At 47.3% G+C, this 24735-nt stretch carries 26 protein-coding genes; 18 read left to right on the forward strand and 8 right to left on the reverse strand.

What is annotated here, in order from left to right:
* Positions 1–108: 108 nt before the first annotated feature.
* Both ABT58_RS00490 and ABT58_RS23315 read left to right on the forward strand, forming a co-directional pair.
* A complete protein-coding gene (locus tag ABT58_RS00490; protein ID WP_146147223.1) occupies positions 109–777 on the forward strand; it encodes a lysozyme inhibitor LprI family protein in 669 nt (222 codons plus the stop codon).
* 74 nt (positions 778–851) lie between these two features.
* Positions 852–1640, forward strand: a complete 789-nt coding sequence (locus ABT58_RS23315) for a DUF3157 family protein (RefSeq protein ID WP_107205033.1) — start codon at positions 852–854, stop codon at positions 1638–1640.
* Between the two features lie 56 nt (positions 1641–1696).
* Here ABT58_RS23315 and ABT58_RS00500 read toward each other — a convergent pair whose 3' ends face one another.
* Complete coding sequence (locus tag ABT58_RS00500; protein ID WP_047872391.1) at positions 1697–1945, reverse strand: hypothetical protein; 249 nt, start codon at positions 1943–1945, stop codon at positions 1697–1699.
* A 372-nt stretch (positions 1946–2317) separates the two neighbouring features.
* On the opposite strand from ABT58_RS00500, the gene ABT58_RS00505 reads away from it, so the two are divergent.
* The 4 genes from ABT58_RS00505 (at position 2318) to ABT58_RS00520 (ending at position 4610) form a co-directional block, all read left to right on the forward strand.
* Positions 2318–2761 (forward strand): hypothetical protein, encoded by a 444-nt coding sequence (locus tag ABT58_RS00505; RefSeq protein ID WP_146147224.1) that lies wholly within the window; start codon positions 2318–2320, stop codon positions 2759–2761.
* Positions 2762–2783: 22 nt separating this feature from the next.
* The gene (locus ABT58_RS00510) at positions 2784–3332 is read left to right on the forward strand and encodes a TFIIB-type zinc ribbon-containing protein (protein WP_047872393.1); all 549 of its coding nucleotides are present in this window, start codon (positions 2784–2786) and stop codon (positions 3330–3332) included.
* A 4-nt stretch (positions 3333–3336) separates the two neighbouring features.
* Positions 3337–4074: a hypothetical protein gene (locus ABT58_RS00515; protein WP_047872394.1), complete on the forward strand. Its 738-nt coding sequence runs from the start codon at positions 3337–3339 to the stop codon at positions 4072–4074.
* 89 nt (positions 4075–4163) lie between these two features.
* Positions 4164–4610, forward strand: coding sequence for a hypothetical protein (locus ABT58_RS00520; RefSeq protein WP_047872395.1), 447 nt, complete (start codon positions 4164–4166; stop codon positions 4608–4610).
* Here ABT58_RS00520 and mobB read toward each other — a convergent pair.
* Positions 4517–5080, reverse strand: coding sequence for a molybdopterin-guanine dinucleotide biosynthesis protein B (gene mobB / locus ABT58_RS00525; RefSeq protein ID WP_047872498.1), 564 nt, complete (start codon positions 5078–5080; stop codon positions 4517–4519). The genes ABT58_RS00520 and mobB overlap by 94 nt on opposite strands.
* Positions 5081–5387: 307 nt before the next feature.
* On the opposite strand from mobB, the gene ABT58_RS00530 reads away from it, so the two are divergent.
* The 6 genes from ABT58_RS00530 to ABT58_RS00555 all read left to right on the forward strand — a co-directional run bounded on the left by ABT58_RS00530 (position 5388) and on the right by ABT58_RS00555 (position 11031).
* Complete coding sequence (locus tag ABT58_RS00530; protein WP_047872396.1) at positions 5388–5873, forward strand: hypothetical protein; 486 nt, start codon at positions 5388–5390, stop codon at positions 5871–5873.
* A gap of 193 nt (positions 5874–6066) precedes the next feature.
* Positions 6067–7149: an endonuclease/exonuclease/phosphatase family protein gene (locus ABT58_RS00535; RefSeq protein ID WP_047872499.1), complete on the forward strand. Its 1083-nt coding sequence runs from the start codon at positions 6067–6069 to the stop codon at positions 7147–7149.
* Between the two features lie 112 nt (positions 7150–7261).
* Positions 7262–8401 (forward strand): bifunctional 2-methylcitrate synthase/citrate synthase, encoded by a 1140-nt coding sequence (gene prpC / locus ABT58_RS00540; RefSeq protein WP_047872397.1) that lies wholly within the window; start codon positions 7262–7264, stop codon positions 8399–8401.
* Complete coding sequence (locus ABT58_RS00545; protein ID WP_047872398.1) at positions 8388–8996, forward strand: alpha-ketoglutarate-dependent dioxygenase AlkB family protein; 609 nt, start codon at positions 8388–8390, stop codon at positions 8994–8996. The genes prpC and ABT58_RS00545 overlap by 14 nt, the downstream gene beginning before the upstream one ends.
* A gap of 203 nt (positions 8997–9199) precedes the next feature.
* On the forward strand, positions 9200–10345 hold the full coding sequence (locus ABT58_RS00550) for a cytochrome c peroxidase (protein WP_107205034.1): 1146 nt from the start codon (positions 9200–9202) through the stop codon (positions 10343–10345).
* 83 nt (positions 10346–10428) lie between these two features.
* Positions 10429–11031 carry a hypothetical protein gene (locus ABT58_RS00555; RefSeq protein WP_053062905.1) on the forward strand — a complete coding sequence of 201 codons (603 nt, stop codon included), beginning with the start codon at positions 10429–10431 and terminating at the stop codon, positions 11029–11031.
* A gap of 49 nt (positions 11032–11080) precedes the next feature.
* Here the strand turns inward: ABT58_RS00555 and ABT58_RS23605 are convergent.
* From ABT58_RS23605 to ABT58_RS00585, 5 genes are all read right to left on the reverse strand, one after another.
* A protein-coding gene (locus ABT58_RS23605; RefSeq protein ID WP_107205035.1) for an IS3 family transposase occupies positions 11081–12315 on the reverse strand; the annotation gives its coding sequence in 2 pieces (ribosomal slippage) (positions 11081–11970 and positions 11970–12315; 1236 coding nt in all).
* 88 nt (positions 12316–12403) lie between these two features.
* Complete coding sequence (locus tag ABT58_RS00570) at positions 12404–13093, reverse strand: GNA1162 family protein (protein WP_047872402.1); 690 nt, start codon at positions 13091–13093, stop codon at positions 12404–12406.
* Positions 13090–13482 carry a DUF4810 domain-containing protein gene (locus ABT58_RS23610; RefSeq protein ID WP_082210894.1) on the reverse strand — a complete coding sequence of 131 codons (393 nt, stop codon included), beginning with the start codon at positions 13480–13482 and terminating at the stop codon, positions 13090–13092. Before ABT58_RS23610 ends, ABT58_RS00570 begins: the two co-directional genes overlap by 4 nt.
* Positions 13483–13487: 5 nt before the next feature.
* The gene (locus tag ABT58_RS00580) at positions 13488–13865 is read right to left on the reverse strand and encodes a hypothetical protein (protein ID WP_047872403.1); all 378 of its coding nucleotides are present in this window, start codon (positions 13863–13865) and stop codon (positions 13488–13490) included.
* 11 nt (positions 13866–13876) lie between these two features.
* Entirely contained in the window at positions 13877–14794 is a 918-nt protein-coding gene (locus ABT58_RS00585) for a CsgG/HfaB family protein (RefSeq protein ID WP_047872404.1), read from the reverse strand.
* Between the two features lie 906 nt (positions 14795–15700).
* On the opposite strand from ABT58_RS00585, the gene ABT58_RS00590 reads away from it, so the two are divergent.
* The 5 genes from ABT58_RS00590 to ABT58_RS00610 all read left to right on the forward strand — a co-directional run bounded on the left by ABT58_RS00590 (position 15701) and on the right by ABT58_RS00610 (position 21301).
* Positions 15701–16309, forward strand: coding sequence for a hypothetical protein (locus tag ABT58_RS00590; RefSeq protein WP_053062908.1), 609 nt, complete (start codon positions 15701–15703; stop codon positions 16307–16309).
* A 450-nt stretch (positions 16310–16759) separates the two neighbouring features.
* Positions 16760–18136, forward strand: a complete 1377-nt coding sequence (locus ABT58_RS00595) for a hemolysin family protein (RefSeq protein WP_047872405.1) — start codon at positions 16760–16762, stop codon at positions 18134–18136.
* Positions 18133–19149 carry a hemolysin family protein gene (locus ABT58_RS00600; RefSeq protein WP_047872406.1) on the forward strand — a complete coding sequence of 339 codons (1017 nt, stop codon included), beginning with the start codon at positions 18133–18135 and terminating at the stop codon, positions 19147–19149. The genes ABT58_RS00595 and ABT58_RS00600 overlap by 4 nt, the downstream gene beginning before the upstream one ends.
* A 195-nt stretch (positions 19150–19344) precedes the next feature.
* Entirely contained in the window at positions 19345–20127 is a 783-nt protein-coding gene (locus ABT58_RS00605) for a DUF1007 family protein (RefSeq protein ID WP_308428546.1), read from the forward strand.
* Positions 20128–20203: 76 nt separating this feature from the next.
* Positions 20204–21301: a nickel/cobalt transporter gene (locus ABT58_RS00610; RefSeq protein WP_047872407.1), complete on the forward strand. Its 1098-nt coding sequence runs from the start codon at positions 20204–20206 to the stop codon at positions 21299–21301.
* A gap of 125 nt (positions 21302–21426) precedes the next feature.
* On the opposite strand, the gene ABT58_RS00615 is transcribed toward ABT58_RS00610, so the two are convergent.
* Positions 21427–22791 (reverse strand): lytic polysaccharide monooxygenase, encoded by a 1365-nt coding sequence (locus ABT58_RS00615; RefSeq protein ID WP_047872408.1) that lies wholly within the window; start codon positions 22789–22791, stop codon positions 21427–21429.
* Positions 22792–23591: 800 nt separating this feature from the next.
* Between ABT58_RS00615 and ABT58_RS00620 the strand changes: the two genes are divergently transcribed.
* A complete protein-coding gene (locus ABT58_RS00620; RefSeq protein WP_047872409.1) occupies positions 23592–24680 on the forward strand; it encodes a DUF3541 domain-containing protein in 1089 nt (362 codons plus the stop codon).
* The last annotated feature ends 55 nt before the right edge of the window (positions 24681–24735 follow it).

Raw genomic sequence — 24735 nt, forward strand, 5'->3', positions numbered from 1 at the left:
TACTACCGCTATCACCGATGTTCATCTACCATGCCTCAAAGTTGATATTCATGTCTTTGTTTGTAGCCACTATTATTTACAACAATGATTTAGAGTGAGGATAAATCGGTGAGAGAAAAATCGACGATGACGGCAGTGAAATGTATGTCGGTGTTGGGGATCATTTTAGGGTGCTGGATGGGTAAAGTATCCAGCGTATCAGCGGAGCCTGTGACGACCGCACCCGCAACGATCACGCCAACCTTTGATTGTCAAAAAGCCGAAGGTGAAGTGGAAAACCTGATCTGCCAGCAGGCGGATTTGGCCGCTTTGGATCAGCAAATGGCGACCGTGTATGCCGAGGCCATGAAGCGTTTGCCGAAAGACGATCTCGCCACACAAAAAGCCATGCAGCGTGGTTGGATTAAAGGGCGTAACGAATGCTGGAAAGCGAACGATGTGAAAGCCTGTACCGAAAGTGCCTACAAAACCCGTATTGTTGAATTGCAGGTGATGAGCGGGCAACTTGAAGTGCCAAATGCGGTGAATCTGCGTTGTGTGAAAACCGATCCCACGACGTTGCTCGATTCTTCTCAGCCTGTGACAGCCATCTTTTATAATCAAACCGATCCAGCCAGCTTGGTGTTGACCACAGTAGACAGTCAGTGGTTGCTGCTCGGGTCGCGAACAGGTAGCGGCATTCGTTATGCCGGACAAAACATCATGTATGAAGAGCATCAAGGCAAAGTGACGATCAGCGTGTTTGATGAGGTAATGCGATGTCAGGTAATGCAGTAACGGGGTCACGAGATGGAACGCGTTATGAGGGACGTCAAAAGGCGCGTCGGCACGATGTTGTAATAAAGAACATAATGCTCACAGGATTACTGACCTGCGGGGGCATGTGGTTATCCGGAATGTTCCAGCCTGTGCAGGCTGCTCCATTGCGGGCGACCTTACCGGACGGGCGGCAAGTCATTTTATTTGATGATCAAACGTGGCAATACGACACGCCCAACGTGACACTGGATTCGAACGACGTCCCGCGTCCAAAGGCAGAACCAAAGCGCTCGTCAGCAGCGAATACAGCAGGTGCTGTAGCGGCGAGTAGCGTAGCGGCTGGCCACTTGGCGACGGGATCTTCTGTATCAGGCACCGCGCTATCAGGCTCTTCGACAACAGGGACGGTGGTAAAAAGCCCAGCGGGTAACACGTTGCCATCCACGCCTGCCTCATCGCATGTCGCCAGCCAAATGGCGAAAAGTGAAATAGCGTTATCTTCCATGACGTCGCCAGCATTACCCGTGGGGGTGGCGATTGTGCCGGGTCAGACTGTGGCTGATGGTACCTTTACCCGCAGCGATGTCGGCGTAACCTTGCTGCCTGCCACGTACCGCGACTACACGCTCAGTATTCCGACCTTGTTAGAGAACTTCGGGATCAATGCGGTGATCCGTATTGACGTGACGGCCCGTCTGCTGGATGAGCAGGGTAAAGTTGTCGCGAAACAAAAACACAACGTGTGGACATCAATCAAACGGATGCCTGAAAGCTACTTTCGACCGGATACCACGCGTGAAGGACGCCCCTTGGTGTTTGATGTGCCGCAAGCCTCGCGTTATTTCTTGGATGTAACGATTTCCACCGTTGAGTTTCGTTGATCACGCTGTGGTTTGGAGTTCGCTGTGATTTAGGGGGCGTTGTGGTTTATCACTCTTTAGCGAGTCTCGCATGCATCGGCTGTCGATAATGTCTGCTGGTGGTGGTAACGGTTTAATTCCCCTTCAATAAAGTGATTATCTTCCGCCAGAAGCAAATCAAGGTGCGGGGGATAATCCGCGTGCTGGCTTTTAATAAACGCGGCCAGTAACTTCACATCATCCGGGCGAGGGCGGTAACTCAGGTTGGGAAATTGAGCATAAATACTGTGAATGGCAGAAGCTAACGCGGGGTTGGGTGTTTTCATGGCAACGCAAACCTGTTCTATTCTGTTCGGTGTGTGGGCTTTTTGTGTGTCACGAAGTCTAGGGCGAACGTGTGACAGCGCCGTGTCAGAATTGCGGCGATATAATGAATCAGGTTAATTGTGATCTTTGCCGATAGAATCTTGGTGGAATAAAAATAAAAAACAGAACCCGCAACCAAGGCATGGAAAATAAAAGGTGAAACCATGAGGTTGTGCGAAAGAAATAACAGTTATTGATGAATGACATGTAATCGCTACGCAGTCGAGTTTGCGCTGGATATACTAGAGCGAAAAAACGCGTGGAGAGAGCGTATTAACACGATATGTAAACGCATAGCGATAATCATGACGGCATTGTTCAGCTGTTTATCAATGGCTAATGATAATTACGCCTTTTTATATTTGCATAAGGTGATGGCGGCATATTCTGACAAGGTACAGCAGTGTGATGGTAAAGCGGTCATGCCGGTACTGACGGAAGAGGAAACGGTCTTTTTACAGCGCGTGTTGTCACCGCAACCTATCGTTCTCAACTACCTCTCACACCAAGCCGTGACACGTTGTACCCAGCCTGAATATACCGCGTTATTGGAATTGGTCGTCTCTTATCCTGAAATGGACGTGTCATTCCCAGCGAAGAATTTAGCGGCCGTGACAGGAAAGATGATGGCTTATTCAGATTTATCGGCACAAGCAGCGTATTGGCAATTATCTGAGGATGATCGTCAGGCATTACATGCCATCAAGCCGTTACAGCGTCCATTCAATGTTATTTATGTCTTTGAAAATATTATTCAGAGGGATAAGGAAGAATAAAAACACAAAAAGGGAAAAACACATGCAATGTACCAGTTGTCGAGTGGGTATTTTATTACCGGGACTGATAGACAATTTATTTAAAGCCCATACCTGCGTGCACTGTGGCGGTAATTGGGTGTTGATTGAAGATTACGTGACCTGGAAAGAAGAGCACCCGGAAGTCAGTGCACCGGAAGCCAACGGGTGTGAAGCGATAGATACCGAAAAAGCGTTGTTGTGCCCGGTGTCTGGCAAGATCATGCGTAAGTTCCGCATCACGGCTAACCATACTCACCGCTTGGATTACAGCGCCGGAGTGGGTGGGGTGTGGCTGGATAAAGGGGAATGGGAACTGATCAAGCAAGATGGCCTGATGACGTCGCTTAATGCCATTTTAACGGTGCAATGGCAAAAGAACATCCGTCGTGATTTAGCCAAAGAAAGTTTCACGGCCTTCTATCAGGATAAATTTGGTGACGAGGCATACAGCAAAGTCAAAGCGGTGCGCGAATGGATTGAAGAGCAGCCGTGCAAAGCCGAACTTCGTGCTTACTTGTTAGCGGAAGATCCGTATTCGGCAGAGCGTTAAGGCCATGATGGATAATCATCCTTTTTTTAAAAATGTCTGGCGTCTTAATGGCTTATTAATTGCCTTTGTGGGTGTCACTGGCGTATTAGGGACGTTGTTGTCGGTGCTATTGATGGTGGATACTATGATTCCCGATCAGGATCCACAGCCGGAGACATCGTTAACTTTTGCTGATTTTCCGCCACCGACAGACAGCGATCATGAGGAAGAAGTATCCGAAGAAAAGGCACCTTGGACGCTGTCTGAGATGCGGGCTATTCCCGGATACGCTGTTCAGTTGATGACGAAATATTCCCCGCAGTATGGCCGTCTTCATGCCTATGAGGCGGGGAGCCATGTTCGCAATATTCTGTTTTTTAATACCGAGTCGCATCAGACAACGTGGTTGTTGAATGATGAAAAGTATGCCATCAAAAATTATGAGGTATTGGAGAAGGATAACCGTGCAACGGCCATTCTTTATTCCTTGGAACCGTTACCTGTTACAGAAACCGCTGGGTGGACATTAGCGTTATCAGATCCGGACGGTTCAGCATTAACGCCAGTGTTAGAAGGCGTGACACAGGTGATTGATCACCAGGCAATCCAAAATGGTATGCAATTGATGATATTGAAAAAAGACCATATTCATTACACCGCTGTGTTGGATGTGGCAAACAAAGCGCTGACGCATTTTGAGCCGGTTCCCGACCAAGGGTCATTCCCGAGTACGTTACCGGCTCTCTCTAGCAGTCTGCAATAACAATGGGTTGGGGAATCTAACCCTAAAGTAAGGCGGTCAGGACGCCGTACCGCCCGTATTTTTTAGCTATGACATCACAGGGAGTGAAGATGCATAGAGCCACTTTGAACATTAATGGCGAGGAAGGGGATATCCGCGCTTTGATCCAGTCATTGGCATTTGTGAATGACATGACATGGAAAAACAGCCCTTACTCGTTAGATCAACAAACCTTTTCCCGCTTTGACTTCAGCATGGCACTGGCAGAGAGCCATGATCCGGAAGCACTTCTGAAAAGTGTGGGGGAGTACCTCATCGTATGGAGTAAAAAAGGCGCCAACGTCATGGAGCTAGGGTTGTCTGCCGAAATTACCCTGAGCTTTGAATTGCGTGCGTCAGAGCAATATGCCATTGGGGTCGCCTTCTCGAATCTGCAACTGCAAAAGTTTATTGATTGCGGCGTCTATTTACGGGTTGAAACCCAGTGGGCGAAAGAGGAGTCCCCTTTGTTCGCCGCCAGCCAATCAACCACAAATGCCGCGATGCTTTCTGGCTGATTGAGATCGAGCTGCGGTAACGGACAGTTTGGTAGCGTCTCATCGCTTGCCACGGCAATAATGTGCGTATCGTGCGGATACAGCACAGGTTTGCCGTAGGCCGGGCGATGTACTTCTATTTTGGTAAATGGCTCATCTCGAAACCCTTCCACTAAAATCACATCGAGTTGTGTATGATCGAGCTGCGCGAGACACTCGGCCAAGGTCGGTTCATCGCGGGGCTCCGTGTATTCAAAATACAGCATGTGTCGGTTGCGCGTGGCAAGTAATGTTTGGCATGACCCCGCATGACGCAGGCGATAACTGTCTTTTCCGGGTTTATCAGGCTCAATGTCATGGTGACTGTGTTTCACCAGCGCAATGCGTAAACCTTGTTGTTTGAGTAAAGGGATCACGCGCTCAAGCAAGGTGGTTTTTCCGGAACCACTGAAACCAGCAAAGCCAATAAAAGGAGAGATCATCGTCAGCATACACAAAGGGAAATCAGAAGGCAGTGTAATGCATGTGAGCACTAACAGGGAAAAATAATCTGAAATATGCATGGCGCATAAATCAGCCAAGGAATATCCAACCAGAGAGGGGTGATGAGTATCAATATTGAGCTCATTATACCTTCAACTAATTAGCATCATGTTCTAAGCTACATGTATCGTGTACATCGACATCATGCATTTTGCGTGAATTTCGATGTCTTATTCGCTGCTTACCTTCAACGTGTGGACAGGACGTCGTGGTATTGAAGGTTAAGTGATGGCTAATCGCATCAGGGAGAGTGCAATGTGGGCAACCTTGGATTTTGAAGCATCAGGTCTTTCCGAACAGTCTTATCCGATAGAAGTGGGTTATTCGCTACCCGATGGAACAGGCAACAGCTTGTTGATTAATCCGCTGACCGCCAGTGATGTTTGGCAATATTGGGATGATTATGCCGAGCAGGAAATACACCAGATCTCACGGCAAATTCTGCAGCAAGACGGCATGCAGGTGGTCGAAGTCTGTCAGCATCTGAATGCGGTGCTGGGGCAATATGAACAAGTGTTTTGTGACAGCCAGTGGGATCTGTTCTGGCTGGGGCGTCTTTATCATGCGGCGCATATGCGACCGTCCTTTACCCTGACAGAGGTAGGGATGTGGCTCTTGCGTGAAAACGGGATTGAGCGTTCGCATTTCCAACAAACGCTCGCTAATCTCGGGCCATCAAAGCACCGTGCCGAATGGGATGCCAAGCAGATCCGGCAAGCAATTGACCAGCTAACCCGTTAGCGACATTCGAACCACCATTTTCAACGCCCGCCGAGGATGAAATATGCTTATCGCGGGCGTTTGTCATTGAGCGTACCGCTTGGCCTCGCCTATACTGAGTGCCTCGATTTTCCCGCTGGACGTTTTCTTCTTGTACCCTTCCATCACTTCTACCGCGCCTTCAGCAACGCACGCGCAAACACTGCGTGTCGCGATGTTCAATATTTCACTTTCGGCCGATAAAGCCGGTGATATTGCCCAGCAACTGCAACAGCCTCATCATCCTCGTATCGCGCGATTGGCCGCCATTATTCAGCATATACAGCCGGATATTGTCATGCTGTGTGAATTCGACCACCCTGGTAATGGGGGCGATGACGGTGCCGTGGCGCGTTTTTGCGATCACTATTTAGCGCAATCGCAGCATGGACAGGCTCCCATTGACTATCCGTATCGATACTGCCCACCGTCGAACACCGGTCTACCGTTGCCGTTTGATACCGATGGTGATGGTGTGATCACGTTACCCAATGATGCTCAGGGATTTGGTGAACACCACGGTCACTATGGCTTTGTGATTTTGTCCCGTTACCCGATGGATGAAGCCGGGATCCGTAGCTGGCAAACCTTGCTATGGCGCTATTTTCCTCAGTACCGTATGCCGCTGGATTATTATGGCGAAGCCAGTGGTGTGATGCGCTTGTCATCGAAAAATCATGTGGTGGTGCCGGTGAACATCGGTGAGCACACACTGCACTTAATTGGCTGTCACCCCACACCGCCTGTGTTTGATGGGGAAGAAAAGCGCAACGCCAAACGCAACCACGATGAACTGGCGCTGGTGAATGCCATTATTGATGATGCGCCGTATTTGGTGGATGACAATGGACAGGCCGGGGGATTGATGAAAGATGCCTCGTTTGTGGTGTTGGGAGACTTGAATGCCGATCGCGTGGATGGGGATGGCATGAAAGGGGCAATTCGCGATTTATTACTCCATCCTCGCGTGAACCGGGCGGTAGCTTCTGGTCGTCAAACACCCAAGAGCCTTGGCGGGCGTTTTTTACGTCCGTGGCAGCCACGTAAAGGGCGACCGAACGAGTGGACGCATTTATCCGGCTTGCGGTTAGATTACGTGTTGCCGTCGGCCGATTTAACTGTGACCGACAGCGGCGTGTTCTGGCCGGATAAGAAAGATCCTTTACGTAGTCTGATCACCGATGATCGCGGCCGAGAGCGGGCACAAGCCGGTTCTGATCACCGATTGGTGTGGGTAGATATTGCCTTGCCGTCATAATCAAGAAGCCGGATTAACAGCTTGATAAAGTGGTTAATTGTGCGGTTCTGACCTACGCTTTCTGTAATTAGAAACATGTTGATAACATGGACAGACAGCAAGGAGAGCGGCGATGGATCGAGACGGACATTCAGCGGCACTGGGCGGTGAAGGGTTACGCGGGCAAAGCGCAGGGCGTACTGCCTTGTGTACCGTTGGCAAAAGCGGCACTGGCCTGACATACCGAGGTTACGACATCACGGATTTGGCGCACCACGCGGAATTTGAAGAAGTCGCTTACCTGCTGTTAAAAGGCAAATTGCCGACCCGCACCGAACTGGCGGGGTACAAAACCACCTTGATTGGTTACCGTGGTTTGCCGCTCGCGCTCAAAGCGGTACTGGAACAAATTCCGGCCAATGCGCATCCGATGGATGTGATGCGCACCGGCTGTTCCATGCTGGGAAATCTGGAGCAAGAGCAGGATTTCCACGAAGAATACGACAAAGCCGATCGCCTCTTGGCACTCTTGCCCGCCATTATTTGTTATTGGTACCGCTACAGTCACCATGGCGTACGTATCGAAACCTATTGTGATGAAGAGAGCATTGGTGGGTATTTCCTGAAAATGCTGACCGATGAATCGCCGTCCACCCTCCACAAAAACGTCATGCATTGCTCATTGATTTTGTATGCCGAGCATGAGTTTAATGCTTCGACGTTTGCTGCGCGCGTGTGCGCCTCCACCTTGTCGGATATTTATTCTTGCGTGTGCAGTGCCATCGGCACGTTGCGCGGGCCATTGCATGGCGGGGCGAATGAAGCGGCAATGGCAATGATTGAGCAGTGGGCAACGCCGGATGATGCGGAAGCGGGGATTCTGGCCATGCTCGAAAACAAAGAGAAAATCATGGGCTTTGGTCATGCCATTTACCGTGAGTCTGACCCGCGAAATGCGCTGATCAAACGTTGGGCGGCAGAATTGTCGAAAGATGCCGAACACCCCGAGTTATATGCGGTGTCTGAGCGGGTAGAAGCGGTGATGAAGCGGGAGAAAAACCTGTTCTGTAATGCAGATTTCTTCCATGCCTCGGCGTACCATTTCATGGGGATCCCGACCAAATTGTTTACGCCGATTTTCGTGATGAGTCGCGTGACTGGATGGGCGGCCCACGTGTTTGAGCAGCGTGAGCATAATCGAATTATCCGTCCGAGTGCCGATTACACCGGGCCGGAGTCACAGCCTTGGGTCGAAATTGATGAACGTGTCTGATTGTTCTGATCCTGCTTGGCAATTGGTCGATCACGGTCAACTGTATTGGCAGCCTGCGTTTTATTCGTCTACGCAGGCTGATCAGTTGTATCACCAATTACTCGATGAGTTGGACTGGCAACAACGGCCAATCACCATGTTCGGTCGCCAAGTGTTGCAACCGCGTCTACAGGCGTGGTGCGGGGAGGCGACCTACTGCTATTCCGGCTTGAGTATGCGACCCGATCCTTGGACGCCGACCTTGTTAACGATCAGGGAGCACATCGAACAGGCGCTGGTGGACATACCGGGTGTGCGTTTCAATTCGGTACTGGCGAATTTGTACCGTGATGGTGCGGACTACATGGGCTGGCATCAAGATAATGAGCCCGAACTGGGAGCAGAGCCTGTGATTGCATCACTGAGCTTGGGCGAGACACGCCGTTTTGTGTTGCGGCATATCGACAGCAAATACAAGCGCGAATATGCCCTCAGTCATGGCTCATTGCTGGTGATGGCCGGACAATTGCAAGCCCACTGGCAGCACAGTGTGCCGAAAACCCGTTTGCCCAAAACACCTCGTATTAATTTAACCTTTCGATATATTCATCAATAAGTCGTTTATTCTTATAGCGTATTTTTAGCGTTCGCGTAAAATGCCGGCTGATTTTCATTCATCCCGATTTTTTTATTCATCTTGTTTTTATTGATATTAGCCTGGCCGCTTTGAACCGATTCTTTTTACCTTCATCTAGCCTTTTTTCGTGTGCTTTCTTCATAACATCGCCACGGTTTAAATCTTTATTGATTGAACGATCGTTGCTTACGCTTTTTGTCATTACCTTGTTGTGTACATCAACGATGACATGGGCGGTGCCAAACAGTGGGTTATCTCCTCAAGCGGAACTTGGGCGTTATCTGTTTAATGATGTGCGACTGTCTCGTGAAGGGAACCGCAGTTGTGCGCTGTGCCATGCGCCGGATTTAGGTTGGACCAACCGTTTTTCCCGCACGCCGGATATTCACGGGCAAGCCACCGCATTAAACACGCCCGCACTGCTGAATGTGGCCGATTACGATCTGTTTATGCAGGCCACGCCGGGGCTCACCGCATTGGCGGCAACCATTGCCGTGCCCTTGTTTTCTCATACGCCAGAAGAAATGGGCATGACGCCGGATTTAATTAAAGAGCGCTTAACAGAGAGCCAATCTCTCTATGCACCGCTGTTTGCGGCTGCGTTTCCGGCGAAATCGGAGGTGACAACCGCATCGATATATTCCGTTGATAATGTGATTGCCGCGTTGGTGGCGTATGTCTCAACCATCCGTACGACGGACACGGCTTATCACCGGTTTTTATCGGGCGAGAAGTCGGCATTATCGGCTTCTCAGCAACGTGGGCTGGCGTTGTTCGAGTCAGAACGTCTCGCTTGCAGTCAGTGCCATGGTGGTCCGTTGCTGAATATGCCTACGGCATCGTTAAAATCGCGCACTCAACGTTACGTGAATACCGGCTTGTACAGTGAAGCCGCGTTGCTGCAGGCCAGTGACACTTTCCCTCAGGTATTAGGTTTACAACATGTCACGGGGCAATTAGCGGATAACGGAAAGTTTCGTATTCCGTCACTCATTAATGTCGCTCATACCGGTCCGTGGGGGCACGATGGCAGTGTGACCCAACTGGGGGATGTGATTGATCACTATGCCCAAGGGGGACGCGTGTTGTCGTTGGGGCTAAAACAAGGGGATGGTCGTACACACCATGCTAAAGATCCTCGTATTCAGGGATTTACGTTAACCCCACAAGAGAAAGCGGATTTGCTGGCCTTTTTACAGGCACTGAGCGTGCCGAGTATGGAAAACATGCCGCAGCACATCACGCCATTTTGCCAGTTGATCCCTTTGAAGAATAAGCAGGATCCTAATCCATGTATTCCTGCTTTTGATTTTCAAAAACAGAATTAAAGCTCAACTATTCAAGCGGCAATGTTCAAATGCACCACATGAATAACAATACTCGATGTACAACAATAAGAAGTCAGATCATCATGAAGTTCACTTGCTCACAAAACACATTTCGTTCCACCCAACTTGCCTTATGTTTGGCCGCCAGTTTCGCTTTGCTGAGCCCTTCAGCGATGGCGGAAACGGTTACCGAGAATAACAGCAGTAATCAAGCCAGTAATAAAATCAGTACAAGTAGCAATGCCGTGGCTAAGCCTGCTTCTGCCGGGGAAATTCAAGGGCGTAACCAGTTTTATGCCGCTCGTTATCAGGCTGCCTGTGATGTGCCGTTACAGACGGTTCAAGTGGCAGGGTCTTTGGCGGATGCGCCACAACTGGAAGCCATTTTTACCGATACGTTAGGGTATCAATTTACCCTGAATGCTAATGGGGATGCCTATTTGCAGTTGGCGATTAAAGAGTGGAATGAAAAGATGCTGCTGATGACCAACAGCGATGTGACGATTGCAATGAACGGCGCAGATATCACTGGCACCAAAATCACCAACCAACAATGTCCTGACTTAAAGGGGGAGATTTACCACATCAATACCCATGAATGGGGCAGTTACGTATTGCATATTCACGGTCAGCCAAACCAGAGTGTCAGTGTGCGTATCGTGAAAGAAGTGGTGGCGGTGAAGTGATGGGCTGTGTATAAAATTGTATGTCTAGTCCTAAAATAGGTTGACGCTTTTATGTAGCCAGTAGGTATTCCCTACTGGCTTTTTCATGCACTTCACTTGGCGTTCTCATCCTCAAGCTAGTATGCGGTCTTAAGTCGTTATATATCGATATCGACTCTTTCACTAGCACCATCAGTTCCTTAAGGGTATTGCACTGGTAGAGTAGGAACTCACTCTTTAGTATGCCATTAACTCGCTCAGCCAAAGCATTCTGGTAGCAGTCATAACCATCTGTCATTGAAGGTATCATGTTATTGGCGCTCAACTTTTCCTGATACTCCGATGAGCAGTACTGTAGCCCTCGATCTGAGTGATGGATTGTTGCTGCATTTGTTTGGCGATTTGTTATGGTCATCTCCAGCGCTTTTACCACGTCGCTAGCCTTCATTTCATTACTAAGCTCATAGCCCAATATTTTCCGGGAGTAAGCGTCTGTAACGAGTGAGAGATAATGTGTCCCTTCATCTGTTTTAACATAAGTAATATCGCTCACAACCACTTGTTCTACATGATGAACAACTCTATCTTTCAAAAGGTTTGGATGCTTCCTGAGCCAGTGTTTACTGTTCGTGGTCTTCGTGTAGTTTTTTCTTGGCTTGACCAGCAGGTTCTCGTTTTTTAAGTACTTAAAAAGCCCATCTCGTCCCAGCTTTATTCCGTGTTTCTCTAGCTGGGGCTTAATCAACTGGTATAGTTTTCGAGTACCAACCCGAGGCATAAATTGGCGCCAGTACCTTACCATCTCTTTTACAGGCAATAGTTCCTCAGCACGAGACTCAAGGCGTTGTTTCCATTGATGCACAGCTTGCCGGGATAAGTTGAACTGCCTACATGCAGTTGCAAGCTTTACTTTTCCTTGCTCTTTGGCAAGCCAGAGCGCTCGGCTAAGTACTTTTTTTCCAAGTCTATCCCGTGCTCTTTTTTAAGGATGTCCACCATATTGCCGTAAATCATGTTCTTTAACTCGGCGTTGGCAAGGGCCTTTTCTAGGCGCTTAATCTTCTGTGCTGGCGTTTCTTTTGATTTAGGCATGGTAAGAAAGTGCTCAACTGGCTTCGACCAATCTAACTTACCATGCTTTCTTAGCCATACAAGAACAGTACTTCGCCCCTGAATGCCATAGTGATCTTGGGCTTGTTTGTAGGTCATCTCGCCTTTTTCAACCTGGGCAACAACGGCGAGTTTAAAGCCTAATGTGTAATCACGCTGGGTTCGTTTTATCTTTGATTTACTTAAAGAGTTCATTGATAAGTCTCCAATGTGTCAACTTATCTCAGGACGGGACAGTAAAAGGAATCAAAAAGGGGCAAAGATGTGCCCCTTTTTGATTTAGTTATTCGTTGAATGCTTTAGCAGCATCAGCAGCATTTGCTTCAAGTACTACATCAATGCCATCTTTTTTGTGTCGCGGATGATAAGACCCAACAGGTAATGATTGCGTTGTGATTAAATTCACTTTCTTAGCAACAGGAATATAATCAGTTGTTGCCGTAGTAATAGCAGTAGCAATCAAATCGACTAACAAGCTTCCTGAGTTTGAGCTAGTATCAATAACAACAGTATTTGAGTATGACCAGACGATTTTCCCAGTTTCAGTTGAAACCATCACATATTTTAGACTAACAGAAACATTACCAGCAATTACAATATAATTGGTGTCCCATTGCTCAATGGTCACAAATAAAACTGTATCAGCACCAAACTTCTCTTTGTATGTGTTGAATGGAATACCTTTTAACTCAGTTCCATCAACAATACCAGCCTCTTTAAAAATATCAGCAGTGATTGGTATCGGAAGTACATAGTAGCCTTTATTTGCAAAAGGTTCAGCCAGAGTGGAATTGAGGTATTCGCTAGCTTCTGAAGATGTTGATTTATTAACAATAGGAGCAATCAAAATGTTGTTGTGCACACTATTTGTGTACAAGTCAGGAAATGCTTCTTGCTTCTTTAGTGTGCTTACGCAACCCGTCATCATCATACCCGCTAGTACAATAGACGTTAGTTTAATGAGTTTTTTCATGATTGTTGCTCGTTGGTTTCTGTCACTTGATTTGTTGGAGTTTGCTCTTTTAATTGCTTAATTAATGTACCAATAAGCACCGTTGACTCTGGGTATAATTCGATTTCTTTGTTGTAAAAAGCGATAGCAGCATCATATTCGCCTTTTTTGCTGTGCATATATCCCAGCTCGGCATAGATACCCGCTGGTACTTTTAATTTTTCAATATCAGATGTTTCAACAATGCTCATCAAAACTTCATAATGTTCAGAAATGTTCTCTTTGCTTGGTTCTTGCAAATATGAGTAGTAAGAGTGAGAGTAATCGCCCCAGTAGTAACCAGATTCTGAAACATTTACACAACCAGACAGAGTGCTTATTGCTAAAGCAATGAGTGTTATTCTTTTCATTTTTATTACTTCACATTAACTAATGTTGATTGACCTTGTGATAGGTAAATGTCATTTTTATAAATTGTTTCATTTTTATCATTTTGTATTTCGAGGTGGTTTGTACCTTGAGATACGATGATTTTTAGAACATCAGAATTTTGTAAGTTGCTATCAGCGCTTGTTGATACTTGAACTGAGTCATCTTCTAAATCAATATGTGTGATTTTATGTTTATGAATATTTCCTACTGAAACTGTGTAATCAATGAGGTCTTCACCGACAATAAAAATTATTTGCTGTTCAGAAATCCCGGTTTGTTTGTTAATGACAGGTGAACCACATGCAGTTAATCCAAATATAAAAAATAGGGCTGCAGCGCCTGTTTTAAGTGTTTTATTCATTCTTTTAATCCTCACATTGAAGTAATGTGGTAATTGTTAAGGTCATTTGTGATTTTACCGTCAACCAGAGAAGTAAAACTTACTTGGTTGAATTCATCTTCGCCGTGAGTCATGTCAACAGACAGAGTAGCCACTTGTTTGCTAGGCAATTCAATCATTGCCCCTGTTTGTGGATTTTTAACCATCTTCCCTTTTTTGAAGACCGCTAGCTTCAAACCCGGACGTAAACCTTGTGCATCACCACCTGCAATAATATATGAACCTTCTTGTTCAGATAAAATGTATGATTTCCAAGGGGTAGATGTCATTTCATTACTGATATTTGTAATCAACTGGCTGATTGCAGAAGAAAGAGCCTTGTCAGTTAGTGATTGGTCGAAACCTGCATCAGTACCGGAACCTAGGGTTTTTTTGGTAGATGATGTTGCTTCACCTGCACCTTCAACTGAGCTAACAATACGACCAGTTACTGCATCAATCAGGCGAACATTTACTTTTGCATATGCACGTTGGGTTTTTGCTCGTTGAAACATACCGGTGTCAGATTCAGTTGAACGACCAAATTCAGATACAGAACCAACAATCAGGTAATCAGCAGCAATTCCACTATCCTGTAGGCCTTTTAGTGCCGCTTCTGAGTCTACAAATTTTTTGTCTGAGCGTTCAAACATAAGAAACTTACCTGTCGCAGCAAGCCTTGTGCTTAGAATATCAGACGCTTGTTTACCTATACGGTCATTGTTTTCATTTAAAAGAAATGCACTTGTTGAACGAGTTTCATTGGTAAAACGAGCGATAGCAACTTTCTTTTTAAGTGATACTTCATTTTTTGACATATTTATAACAGGCGTTGTTGCATCTAATGCAGAATATGCAGGTGAAGAAACAGCACATGCTATCGCAATAGGAATAAAAGCTAGTTTTTTCATGATTTTACCTTGGTTTTTATAAGTCTTGATTATAATTTATATTTTTTCAGCAACAAACTAATTTTCATTAGTTTCAGTGATTTAGTGATATTTACCGCTATCCACGTGCGTCAGGTTGCAATTGGGTTTGCTAGTTGTTAGATAAAATAACAACAAAGATGGTTGTTATAGTTAAATATCGATATGATTGGGTGGTTTAAAATTAGCCATATCAAAAATGAACATTAAACAGGCGTTTTGATAATCTCAAATGAACCTAGATTACATTATATTATTAATAATTCTACTTATATAAAATTATATAATCACATTTGATTTCATTTTTTGGTTATTTATTTGCGCGATATTTTAACTTGTTGTATACCTTACAGGCTAAGATGTAGGTTTGATTTTACTTGTTATGCCGTCCATTTTATAGCTAAGTTATTTATGGCTATCATTAAGTTAACATTGCTCATTGTTACAATTATTATTGCTTGGGGTTATATTAAAAAGTCCAATCAGGAGTTAAATTCTTTTGTGTGCCAATATATATAAATAATTTATGAGGCAACAGAAATATAGGATTTTATAAACGATTGAATCATCTCGAAGTGAAGCTCGAAGTTTTCTACATCAAATTAGTGAAACATATTCTGGAGATTATGAATGCGTTTTGAATTATGATACTTATTGAGGAAAACCTTACGTATGTGAAGAGGCATTAAGCTAGTTGTTACGTATTACATCTCTGTTGCTTGATTCAAGCCAATTGCATATATTCAATTCCACAGAGTAGAGCTAAAATTCTCGTTCGCTGCTGTACATAAATTCAGCCTGAACAACGCATGACTTTATTTTAGAATACGATATTGCGTTTATTAAACACATTATCATAGAGCAAGCTTTATCCGCTGTAATATTGAGATGTGTAAAAATAAGAGTGGTTCAATTCTGGGTTTCGTGGATGTCCATGATGCTCTCTGTTTGGCCGCCAGTTTCGCTTTGCTGAGCTCTTCAGCGATGGCGGAAACGGCTGCCGAGAATAGCAGCAGTAATCAAGCCAGTAATAAAATCAGTACGAGTAGCAGTGCGGTGGCTAAGCCTGCTTCTGCCGGGGAAATTCAAGGGCGTAACCAGTTTTATGCCGCCCGTTATCAGGCAGCCTGTGATGTGCCGCTACAGACGGTTCAAGTGGCGGGATCTCTGGCGGATGCGCCGCAACTGGAAGCCATTTTTACCGATACGTTAGGGTACCAATTTACCCTGAATGCTAATGGTGATGCCTATTTGCAGTTGGCGATTAAAGAGTGGAATGAAAAGATGCTGCTGATGACCAACAGCGATGTGACGATTACAATGGACGGCGCAGATATCACCGGCACCAAAATCACCAACCAACAATGCCCTGGTTTAAAGGGTGAGATTTACCACATCTACACCCATGAATGGGGCAGTTACGTATTGCATATTCACGGTCAGCCAAACCAGAGTGTCAGTGTGCGTATCGTGAAAGAAGTGGTGGCGGTGAAGTGAGGCTCTCATGTGAGAGCTCGAAAACTCAGCTGGTTGAGACCGAAAATCCAGTGCGTTGAATCGAAAGTTCAGCTTGCTCGTGTCGAAAACTTCACGCTATAAATCGGAAATATCGAATGTTAACATCGAAAATTCCGATGAAAAGTACGTCTGAGTAGGGCAAGGGGCAAGCTGAAAACACAGTTATTTGTAACAGGCGGTAACGCGCTCAAAGCACTAAAAAGCCAGGAATAGCGCACTTTTGTGGCGTATTTTCGAGGAAAAAGGGCGTTATCGCGTGACGCGGCGTCCTTTTGTTTGTCGCGGAGCGTCACTATTGTGTAGACGACTTTGATATTGTGGGAATATACTGCGCTTCCTGTATTTATGTTAGGAAAATAAAGTGGACCCCAACTCTCGTCGATTGTGTATCTCCTCATTGGCATTCAATGACCAAGGGAGGACACAGCAATGATCGAGCCTATCCTTACCCTTCTGTTTGGCATTTTCTTTATCTTGGCAATTATTGCGGCAAACGGTTATTTCGTTGCCCAAGAGTTTGCTTATATGGCCGTTGACCGTGCCAAACTCGCCACCTTAGCAGCAACGGGCGATGAAGCCGCAAAACGCGCGCTCGCCGTTACTAAACGAACCAGCTTCATGTTGTCTGGCGCACAGCTAGGTATCACCGTAACAGGCCTTGTACTGGGTTTTGTTGCCGAGCCTCTTGTCGGTGAATCAATGGGCGTGCTACTGCAAGGTTTTGGTTTATCCCTTGAGTCCGGTATCGCTATCGGCACTATCGTCACCCTGGGTGTCGCGATGGTCGTGCAAATGATCATGGGTGAGCTGTATCCGAAGAACCTTGCGATTGCCAACGCCGAGCCTATGTCTCGCATGATGTCCCGCTCAACACTGATTTACATGTCACTGTTTGGTTGGATCATCAGCTTCTTCGATAAATCAGCGAACTTGCTGCTGCGTGCTGTGCGTATCGAGCCGGTACACGATCTTGATGTGAGTGCGTCGGAAGAAGACCTACACCACATCATCGCGAACTCACGCGAAAGCGGTGACTTGCCGGTTGAGCTGTCACTGATGATGGATCGTATCCTTGATTTCCCTGAGCGCGATGTCGAGCACGCTATGGTGCCGCGTTCACAAGTGGATTGGGTTGAACCTGAAACCACATTGACCGAACTGTTGTCACTGATGGCACAAGCGCACACGCGCTATCCGGTGATCAATGACGATGATGCCCCTGTGGGTGTGGTACACCTGTCGGATGTACTGGCACACATTGATGCGGGTAATGCGGATGACACCGTTGCCTCTGTGATGCGTCCTGCAACGGTTCTGCCAACACTGATGCTGCTGCCTGATGCACTGGATCAGCTGGTGACGTCAACCAACCAACTTGCGTGTGTGATCGATGAATACGGCGGTTTTGCCGGTGTGTTGACGATTGAAGACTTGGCGATGGAAATCGTGGGCGAAATTACCGACGAGCATGATGAAGATATCGGTGATGCTGTGGTCTCTGAAAGCGGTAACGTGTGGTTGATGGAAGGCGATGTGCATATCGACGAAGTAGAACGTGCGATTGGTTACGACCTGCCGCGCGGCGATGTGGAAACCATTGCCGGCATGCTGATTGCTGCCCGTGGTGCATTGCCAGCCGAAGGTGATACGGTCACCATTGAGTTGCCGATTGACCCTTCAGAACTGGCGTCGGGTGCGCCGATCTCACGTCACCTTGAGGTAGATGTGTTACGTATCGAGCGACATGTTCCGACAGAGGTACGCGTAAAACTGGTAGAGCAATCCATCGTGGAGGGTGAAGCATGACCGATCCTTTGATTGTCATCTTAGTGACGACAGCCCTTATCATTTTGAGTGGCTTTTTCGTTATCATCGAATTTGCCTTGATGGGTGCGCGTCGCCACCGTCTGGAAGAAATGGCGGTGGAAAGCGCGTCAGCCCGTGCGGCATTACGCGGTATGAATGACCTGACGCTGATGCTAGCGGGTGCGCAATTGGGTATCACTTTCTGTACCTTTGCACTGGGTGCGGTAACGAAACCGGCGGTTGACCAATGGGTTGGCCCGGTGTTTCTTGCTATGGGCTTACCAGATTGGCTGGCCGATGGTGCGGCCTTTGGTTTCGCGTTATTTTTCGTGACCTTCCTGCACTTGGTGGTGGGTGAGATGGCGCCAAAATCGTGGTCTATCGCACACCCTGAGAAGTCTGCCTTGGCTATCGGTCTGATTGCACGTGCCTATGTTTGGCCGCTGCGTCCACTGCTAAATTGGATCAACAGCATTGCCAACCGCTTGGTTAAAGCATCGGGTGTTGAGCCTGTGGAAAGCGCTGCCGTCGGTGGGCAGGATGTTGATACCATTCGCCAGCTGGTAGAGCACTCGGGCAAAGTGGGTACACTGAAACCGAACATTCAAAAGCAGCTGTCTGGCTTGATTGACTTGAGCTCAATCCCTGTCGAAACCCTGGTGACTGAAGGGCAGGTGATGGCGCATGTTGATAAGAACGCAACGGTTGCTGACGTGCGTGTTGCTGCGATGGAATCCGGCCATTTACGTATTCTTGTCTGCGGCAAGTCGGGTCTTAAACCGTTAGTGGTTCACGTGCGTGATACGCTACTTGAACCGGCAGATAAACCTGCGCGTGACGTGGCCCGTAATGCCTATGTGCTGGATTCAAAAACCCCGGTTTATGAAGCTCTGGCGCGTATGCGTAAAGCCAGCGTGCAGCTTGCAGTCGTGAGTAAAGACGGAAAAATGGTCGGTGTCGTGACACTGGCCGACATTTTGAAACGTGTATTGCCAACGACCGCTGCGAACTAATCTGCGTTTGCAACGTGCATGATAAAAAGGATCTGCTTAGGCAGATCCTTTTTTGTTTGTGACTCGCAAAAGAAATACAGAAAAGGAAAAGAAACCGTTCTTGCTGTTTGTCCAATCTCTGTCAATTCTGAGTCGCCGCTTTGGTCTTCTCGACTTGTTATGTTATAACATCATAAAGCATAACGAATCGATAGCATGAAAAAGCCACTCATTTTTCCTCTGCAGGCAGGTATGCCTGACTTATTGCAACGACCAGAGCCGCTGTATCAACCATCACATGGCGGGCTAAACCGTTTTACTCGTCACTTTTCCTCATTCATAGACTCTTTCGCTCGTACTCAAAAAGCGTGTCTGTGGGCTTTGGCCTTCTGTGTTGCGCCAGCGGCATGGGCACATCCGCATTCTTGGATTGATATGAAGACCACCATTGAAGGCGAACAGGGGATGATCACCGGTTTTAAGATGGTGTGGTCGTTTGATGCCATGACCTCGGCCTACATGTTAGACGGGGAAGATATGTCGCCCGACAACGCACAAGCAACGTTGCAAAAAGTAGCGGCCTCTGTGTTGGAAAACATGAAGTATGAACATTACTTCACGTATTTCTATGACGGTGACACGCCGATCAAATACAAGGTGGTAGAAAGCGGCACCTTAAGCCGTGATCGAGCTAAGTTAGTGTTGCAGTTTGAGCTGCCACTGTCCAAACCCAAGCCTGTGACGCGCGATTCATTGCGACTGCTGATTTTTGAGCCGAGCTATTACGTCGATATGGCGTGGAAGTCGAGTTCTGATGTGGTGTTGTCGCCGGATCTGGCACGTCAGTGCAAGGTGGATGTGATTGCGCCCAATCCTACGCCCGAGCAGATGAGTTACGCCATGTCGCTGCCTGCCGATGCGGATCCGGATAATGCGCTGGGGCAGTTATTTACCCAAACCGTGAAACTGCATTGCGCCGGTTTGCCTGCCGCACCGTGAGCGCACCACGCTTAATAAAATTGGCGACTAAAACAAGCTAATACAAGATGCTAAAGACAAATGGAAAACAGACAGAATGAAACGGAATACTGACTTTCAAATCAGCCGGCACAAACCGCGTCTGCTCGCTGCCATGGCGTTGACGCTGGTGACGGTCGGTGCCTATCAGTTGTGGTTACTTTGGCCATCGATGGTGATCAGCAGTATTCAGTGGCAACGGGAAGTGAACGCACAATTGGCCGACTTATTGTATGACGCCAAAGCGGATCCATTTATTGCGGGGGGCTATCTGGCGGGGTTCAGTTTCCTGTATGGCATGTTGCACTCGCTAGGGCCGGGACATGGCAAAGTGATAGTGACGACCTATCTCGCAACTCATCCCACCAAGGTGAAAGCGAGCCTGATTCTGACCGTGGTGTCCGCACTGTGTCAGGCGTTAGTGGCAATAGCTTTGGTCAGCGTGTTGCTTTGGGGCTTTCAGGCTTCTATGCGAGTGGTGAATGAACGGGCAATGACCTTTGTGTCGCTCAGCTTTGCGCTGGTGGCGGTGCTGGGTGGCTTGATTTGCTGGAAGGCGGTAAAGCAGTTAGTTCGCGCATATCGGGAGCGTAGACAGGACCGTCGTAAAGCGCTATCGGGTACGCCAGTGACGTTAAAAACTGAATGGAAGGTGCGTGCGGTTACAACATCAACAGATGCTCCAATTGTAAATGCAGTGCGTCCGGTGTCGTCACCATCTTGTGCGCACCATCATGACGGGTGTGGCTGTGGGCATCAGCATGTGGCCGATGCAGCAGCGATCAATCGTGCGTCAACCTGGCAAGAATATGCAGCGATTGTGGCCAGTATAGGGATCCGTCCGTGTACCGGTGCGATCATGGTGCTGTTGTTTGCCAATATGGTTGGGTTGTATTGGATGGGCGTCGTGAGTGCGATTGTGATGGCGGCGGGGACGGCGTTAACCACCTCAATCATTGCAATTATGACGCTAACGGGTAAACAAGTGATCAAACGCTATTTGCAGGCAGGCAATCGCCATAAAAACGCGGAAGAATCTGGCTGGCAGTTAACCGGCTATTATCTGCAGTTGTTCGGTGGTGTGGTGTTGGTGCTGTTGGGACTTTTACTGATGAGCGGGCAGGAGGCGGGGATCTCGCCGGTATTCGCGGTCTAAGTTTGTTCAGGTTAAGTAACAGTCCATGAAGCGATAATGCGAAGTCGTAAATGCAAAAAGGATCTGCCGGGGCAGATCCTTTTTTTATTTGGCGGTGACGATAATGTCACGCGTTAGCAGAGGAATTACAGCTTACGCCATACACCCCATTCGCCAGTGGTGCCAGGTTCTTCACCTTTTGTCCACCAAGCAGCTTTCCACTCTGCGTTGTCGTGTGTTACCACGTCGTTGGTGTTGTATTCAGCACTTGCAGACCATGCGCCCACTTCTGGCACTTCGCCGTCAGTCAGTACGCGCTTCCACACGTTGCTCACGCCTGGTTCTTCGTTCTGGTTCCACCAACCTGCTTTCCACGTTTTATCGTTGTGAGTGACTACATCGTTTTCAACGTAAGTCGCGCTCTTGTCCCATGCACCTTCTGGTAGTTCTGGGTCAACCGGTGGCTCTACTGGTGGTGGCGGATCGATTGGTTTCAGGGTAGATAGCGCAAATGCACTGTCTTTCTCAGCAGACCATACGCGGTTTGCGTGGATGTTGCTGTCATCGAAACGGTATTCGTTTGCAGCGTTATCCCAAACACCTACTGCCCACTTGCCTGCGTGCTGTGTGTTCACTTGGTTAGCAAGATCGCGTGCCCAAGTGGTTTGGTTGCCAGCAGTGATTAGCAGACGCTCATCGATTTGCTCGTTACCGTTGCTGTCCATCGTACGTAGACGCATAGTGTCGCCAATTTCTGGCTGCGGGTAACCAGCTGGTACGAAGTAACCTTCGATCGCGTTCAGTTTACCGTCTTCTACTGGCGGAGGCGTGATGCCGCCGTCATTTTGCTTGATCACGATGTCGCTACAGTTGTAGAAACCTTCACCGGCTGGATCAATACGCTGCCAACGGGTGTAAAGGATTGCATCGCCTTCACGATCTTTTGGTAGTTGTACTTTGAAGCGGTATGTTTTGTACGGAGACGTCGCTTCAGGGGCAATGTTACCTGCGGTATCAACCAGTTCCAGATCTTCCCAGTTTAGTGGCTGAGTGAAGTCGTGGCCCGGTTTTGTCAGGTAAAATTCCCAGAAAGAAGGGTTGTGTGGTGCTGTTGCTGTCCACACGAATTCAAACTCACCGTTTTCATCCAATGTGATAGTGGTTTGCTGCCAATCTGGTGAGGTAACGTCTAGGCCAGATTTTTGTGCATCACCTGCTGCACATAGCTCACCGTTTGGTACTTGCTGCTTCACGGCTTCAATGTTGTTGTAGTCAGCGGTTAGGGCTGCCACTTCATTACGCTGAAGGAATGCGTAGTTGCCAGATTTGTCGTAGGCTTTTTGACACGCTGCGTTAGGAATCGCATTGCTCCAGTAGCCGCCGTCGTTGTAACAGGTGTTTTGACGTGCGCTTGGGAATTCAGCCCAGCCGTGTGCACTTGCGGTTTGAATAGTCGCAAGGTTTGCCACTGCTGCAAGTACAGCAATGCTTAGCTTGTTCATAGGTGACATAATTACTTCTCTTTATGTTGGAATAATGTCAGTCATGTTTATCATGCTTGTTTTATATGTTCTTTGATGAATAAGTTACGCAAAAAAGTGCAAAACGTTATCTAACAAGAAATGGATATCTGACATTATTTTTCTGACGGAATATTTATATTTAAAAATTGATTATTATCAAAATAAAAGTTTTGAATCGTCATGATTAATTTTTATTGTTGCGAAAATTTCTTTTTTATTCAGAGTGTTAAATTTATTTTTATTGGCTTTGTAATATTTGCTTACAACTGTCAGGTTTGAGTAAATAATGAAAAAGACAATCGAAAAACACATCTAACGCGCTGCATTTTATTTTGTAGGAATATTCTTACGGTATTTTTATTTGAAAATGCGTGTGTATTCTTGGCTCAGAGTCACGAAATGAAAAATTGACATTCATCGGACATCAGGTGAGTTGTTCAAATAAATAAAACATTGTTTGTTATATGACCTTTTCTGTGTGAATAAGTGCTTATGTTTGATTTTGTTCCTTCAGGGGGCTGGTGCATTCATGCCTGTGGAGTCTGTACAGGAAGTGTATCGGCACCGAAAACAGACGGTTGGTGAGGGGGATATTGTCTTGCAACGAGGATTGTACTCGCTGAAATCCCCATATTGAGGCAGCTTGGGTATAATGGGGGGAGGGAATCATGAGCGCAGTGAGCGAGAAAATGACAAGTTATCATACAATGTTTAACCGACGAGCACAGGGTAGACAAAGGGCAGGGAAGGCCGCTGTATCGCCCTGGTGGGTAGTCGGGCTGATTGGCATGTTGAGTGCCGCACCGGCTTTTGCAACGCCACCCCCAGCCCAAGGCGAAGTCTCGACGCCAATAACCGTGAGTCAGTTACCGCAGACGGCAAATTATCAAGCTGACGCTGCACTGATCCGCCATACCTATGAAAGTCAATTGTACATGCTGCCTGCCTTTAAGATGGGTCACTATGGGTTGCGGATGTACCGCCAGACTTTAGATCCTAAATACAGTGCCGCGATTTGGGCGGATATGGCGCGTGTGGCCAGTCGTTTGAATTATTTCGCGGCAGAAGTGAATACACCGGCGCAAATTGCAACGTATTCAGCGGAACGTTTGGCAAATTACGGTCAGAAGAAAGATGCGCGAAGCAAGTTACGTTTTAATGCCACGTCGTCTTCTCCGGCGTATTTTTATCTTGGCGTTGATTTGCTTGGGTCGATGGCACGAGCCAATGAATATGGCTTAAAACATAATAACGACAAGCAATTGCGGGATGTGATCCGCCGTTACGATTTTAACCGTTATGCGACAGATCCCGCCATGATTAAGGCATGGGCCGCCCAGTTGGCGAATCAGGTGTATTGGTTACGCCAATTAGGTGAGCAGGATGTGGTGGACGCCTTTATTGCGGCGTTTAAACAGACCTATCCGGATCGTCAGGATGCGCAGCTGTCGGATCAGCAATACATGAATAAGCTGTATGGCATGACACACATCATTCTGGCGGCGTCTGAGTATTACCAGTATCAGATTGATGAAGAAAACTTCCAGTGGATCTACGATTACTACCGCGCCAATATCGACACCATTTTGAAACGTGCGAAAGAAGATGTTATTGCCGAAGTAGGCATTAATTTCTTGTTGGCAGGGTTAGAGGATGATCCTGTGGTAGCGAAAACCCGTCAGGCGATTCAAAAAGCGATGAACCGAGAGGCCGGTTTAGTGCCTGCGGTCGATGGCAGTACCGGTCTCGTGTACGGCGAACACCGTAACGTGTTAGCCATTATGTTGTTGGATTGGCGAGGTGTACATACTGCCCCGACGATTCAAGAGCAGCCGGCGATATTTGATGACATGCCGTATGGGCTGATAGCGCAGTAGTGCCGCTATATAAACATAAGCGTTGATCAAAAAAGGGGCGATGCGCCCCTTTCTT

The organism is Photobacterium aphoticum (assembly GCF_001029435.1).
GTDB classification, from domain to species: domain Bacteria; phylum Pseudomonadota; class Gammaproteobacteria; order Enterobacterales; family Vibrionaceae; genus Photobacterium; species Photobacterium aphoticum.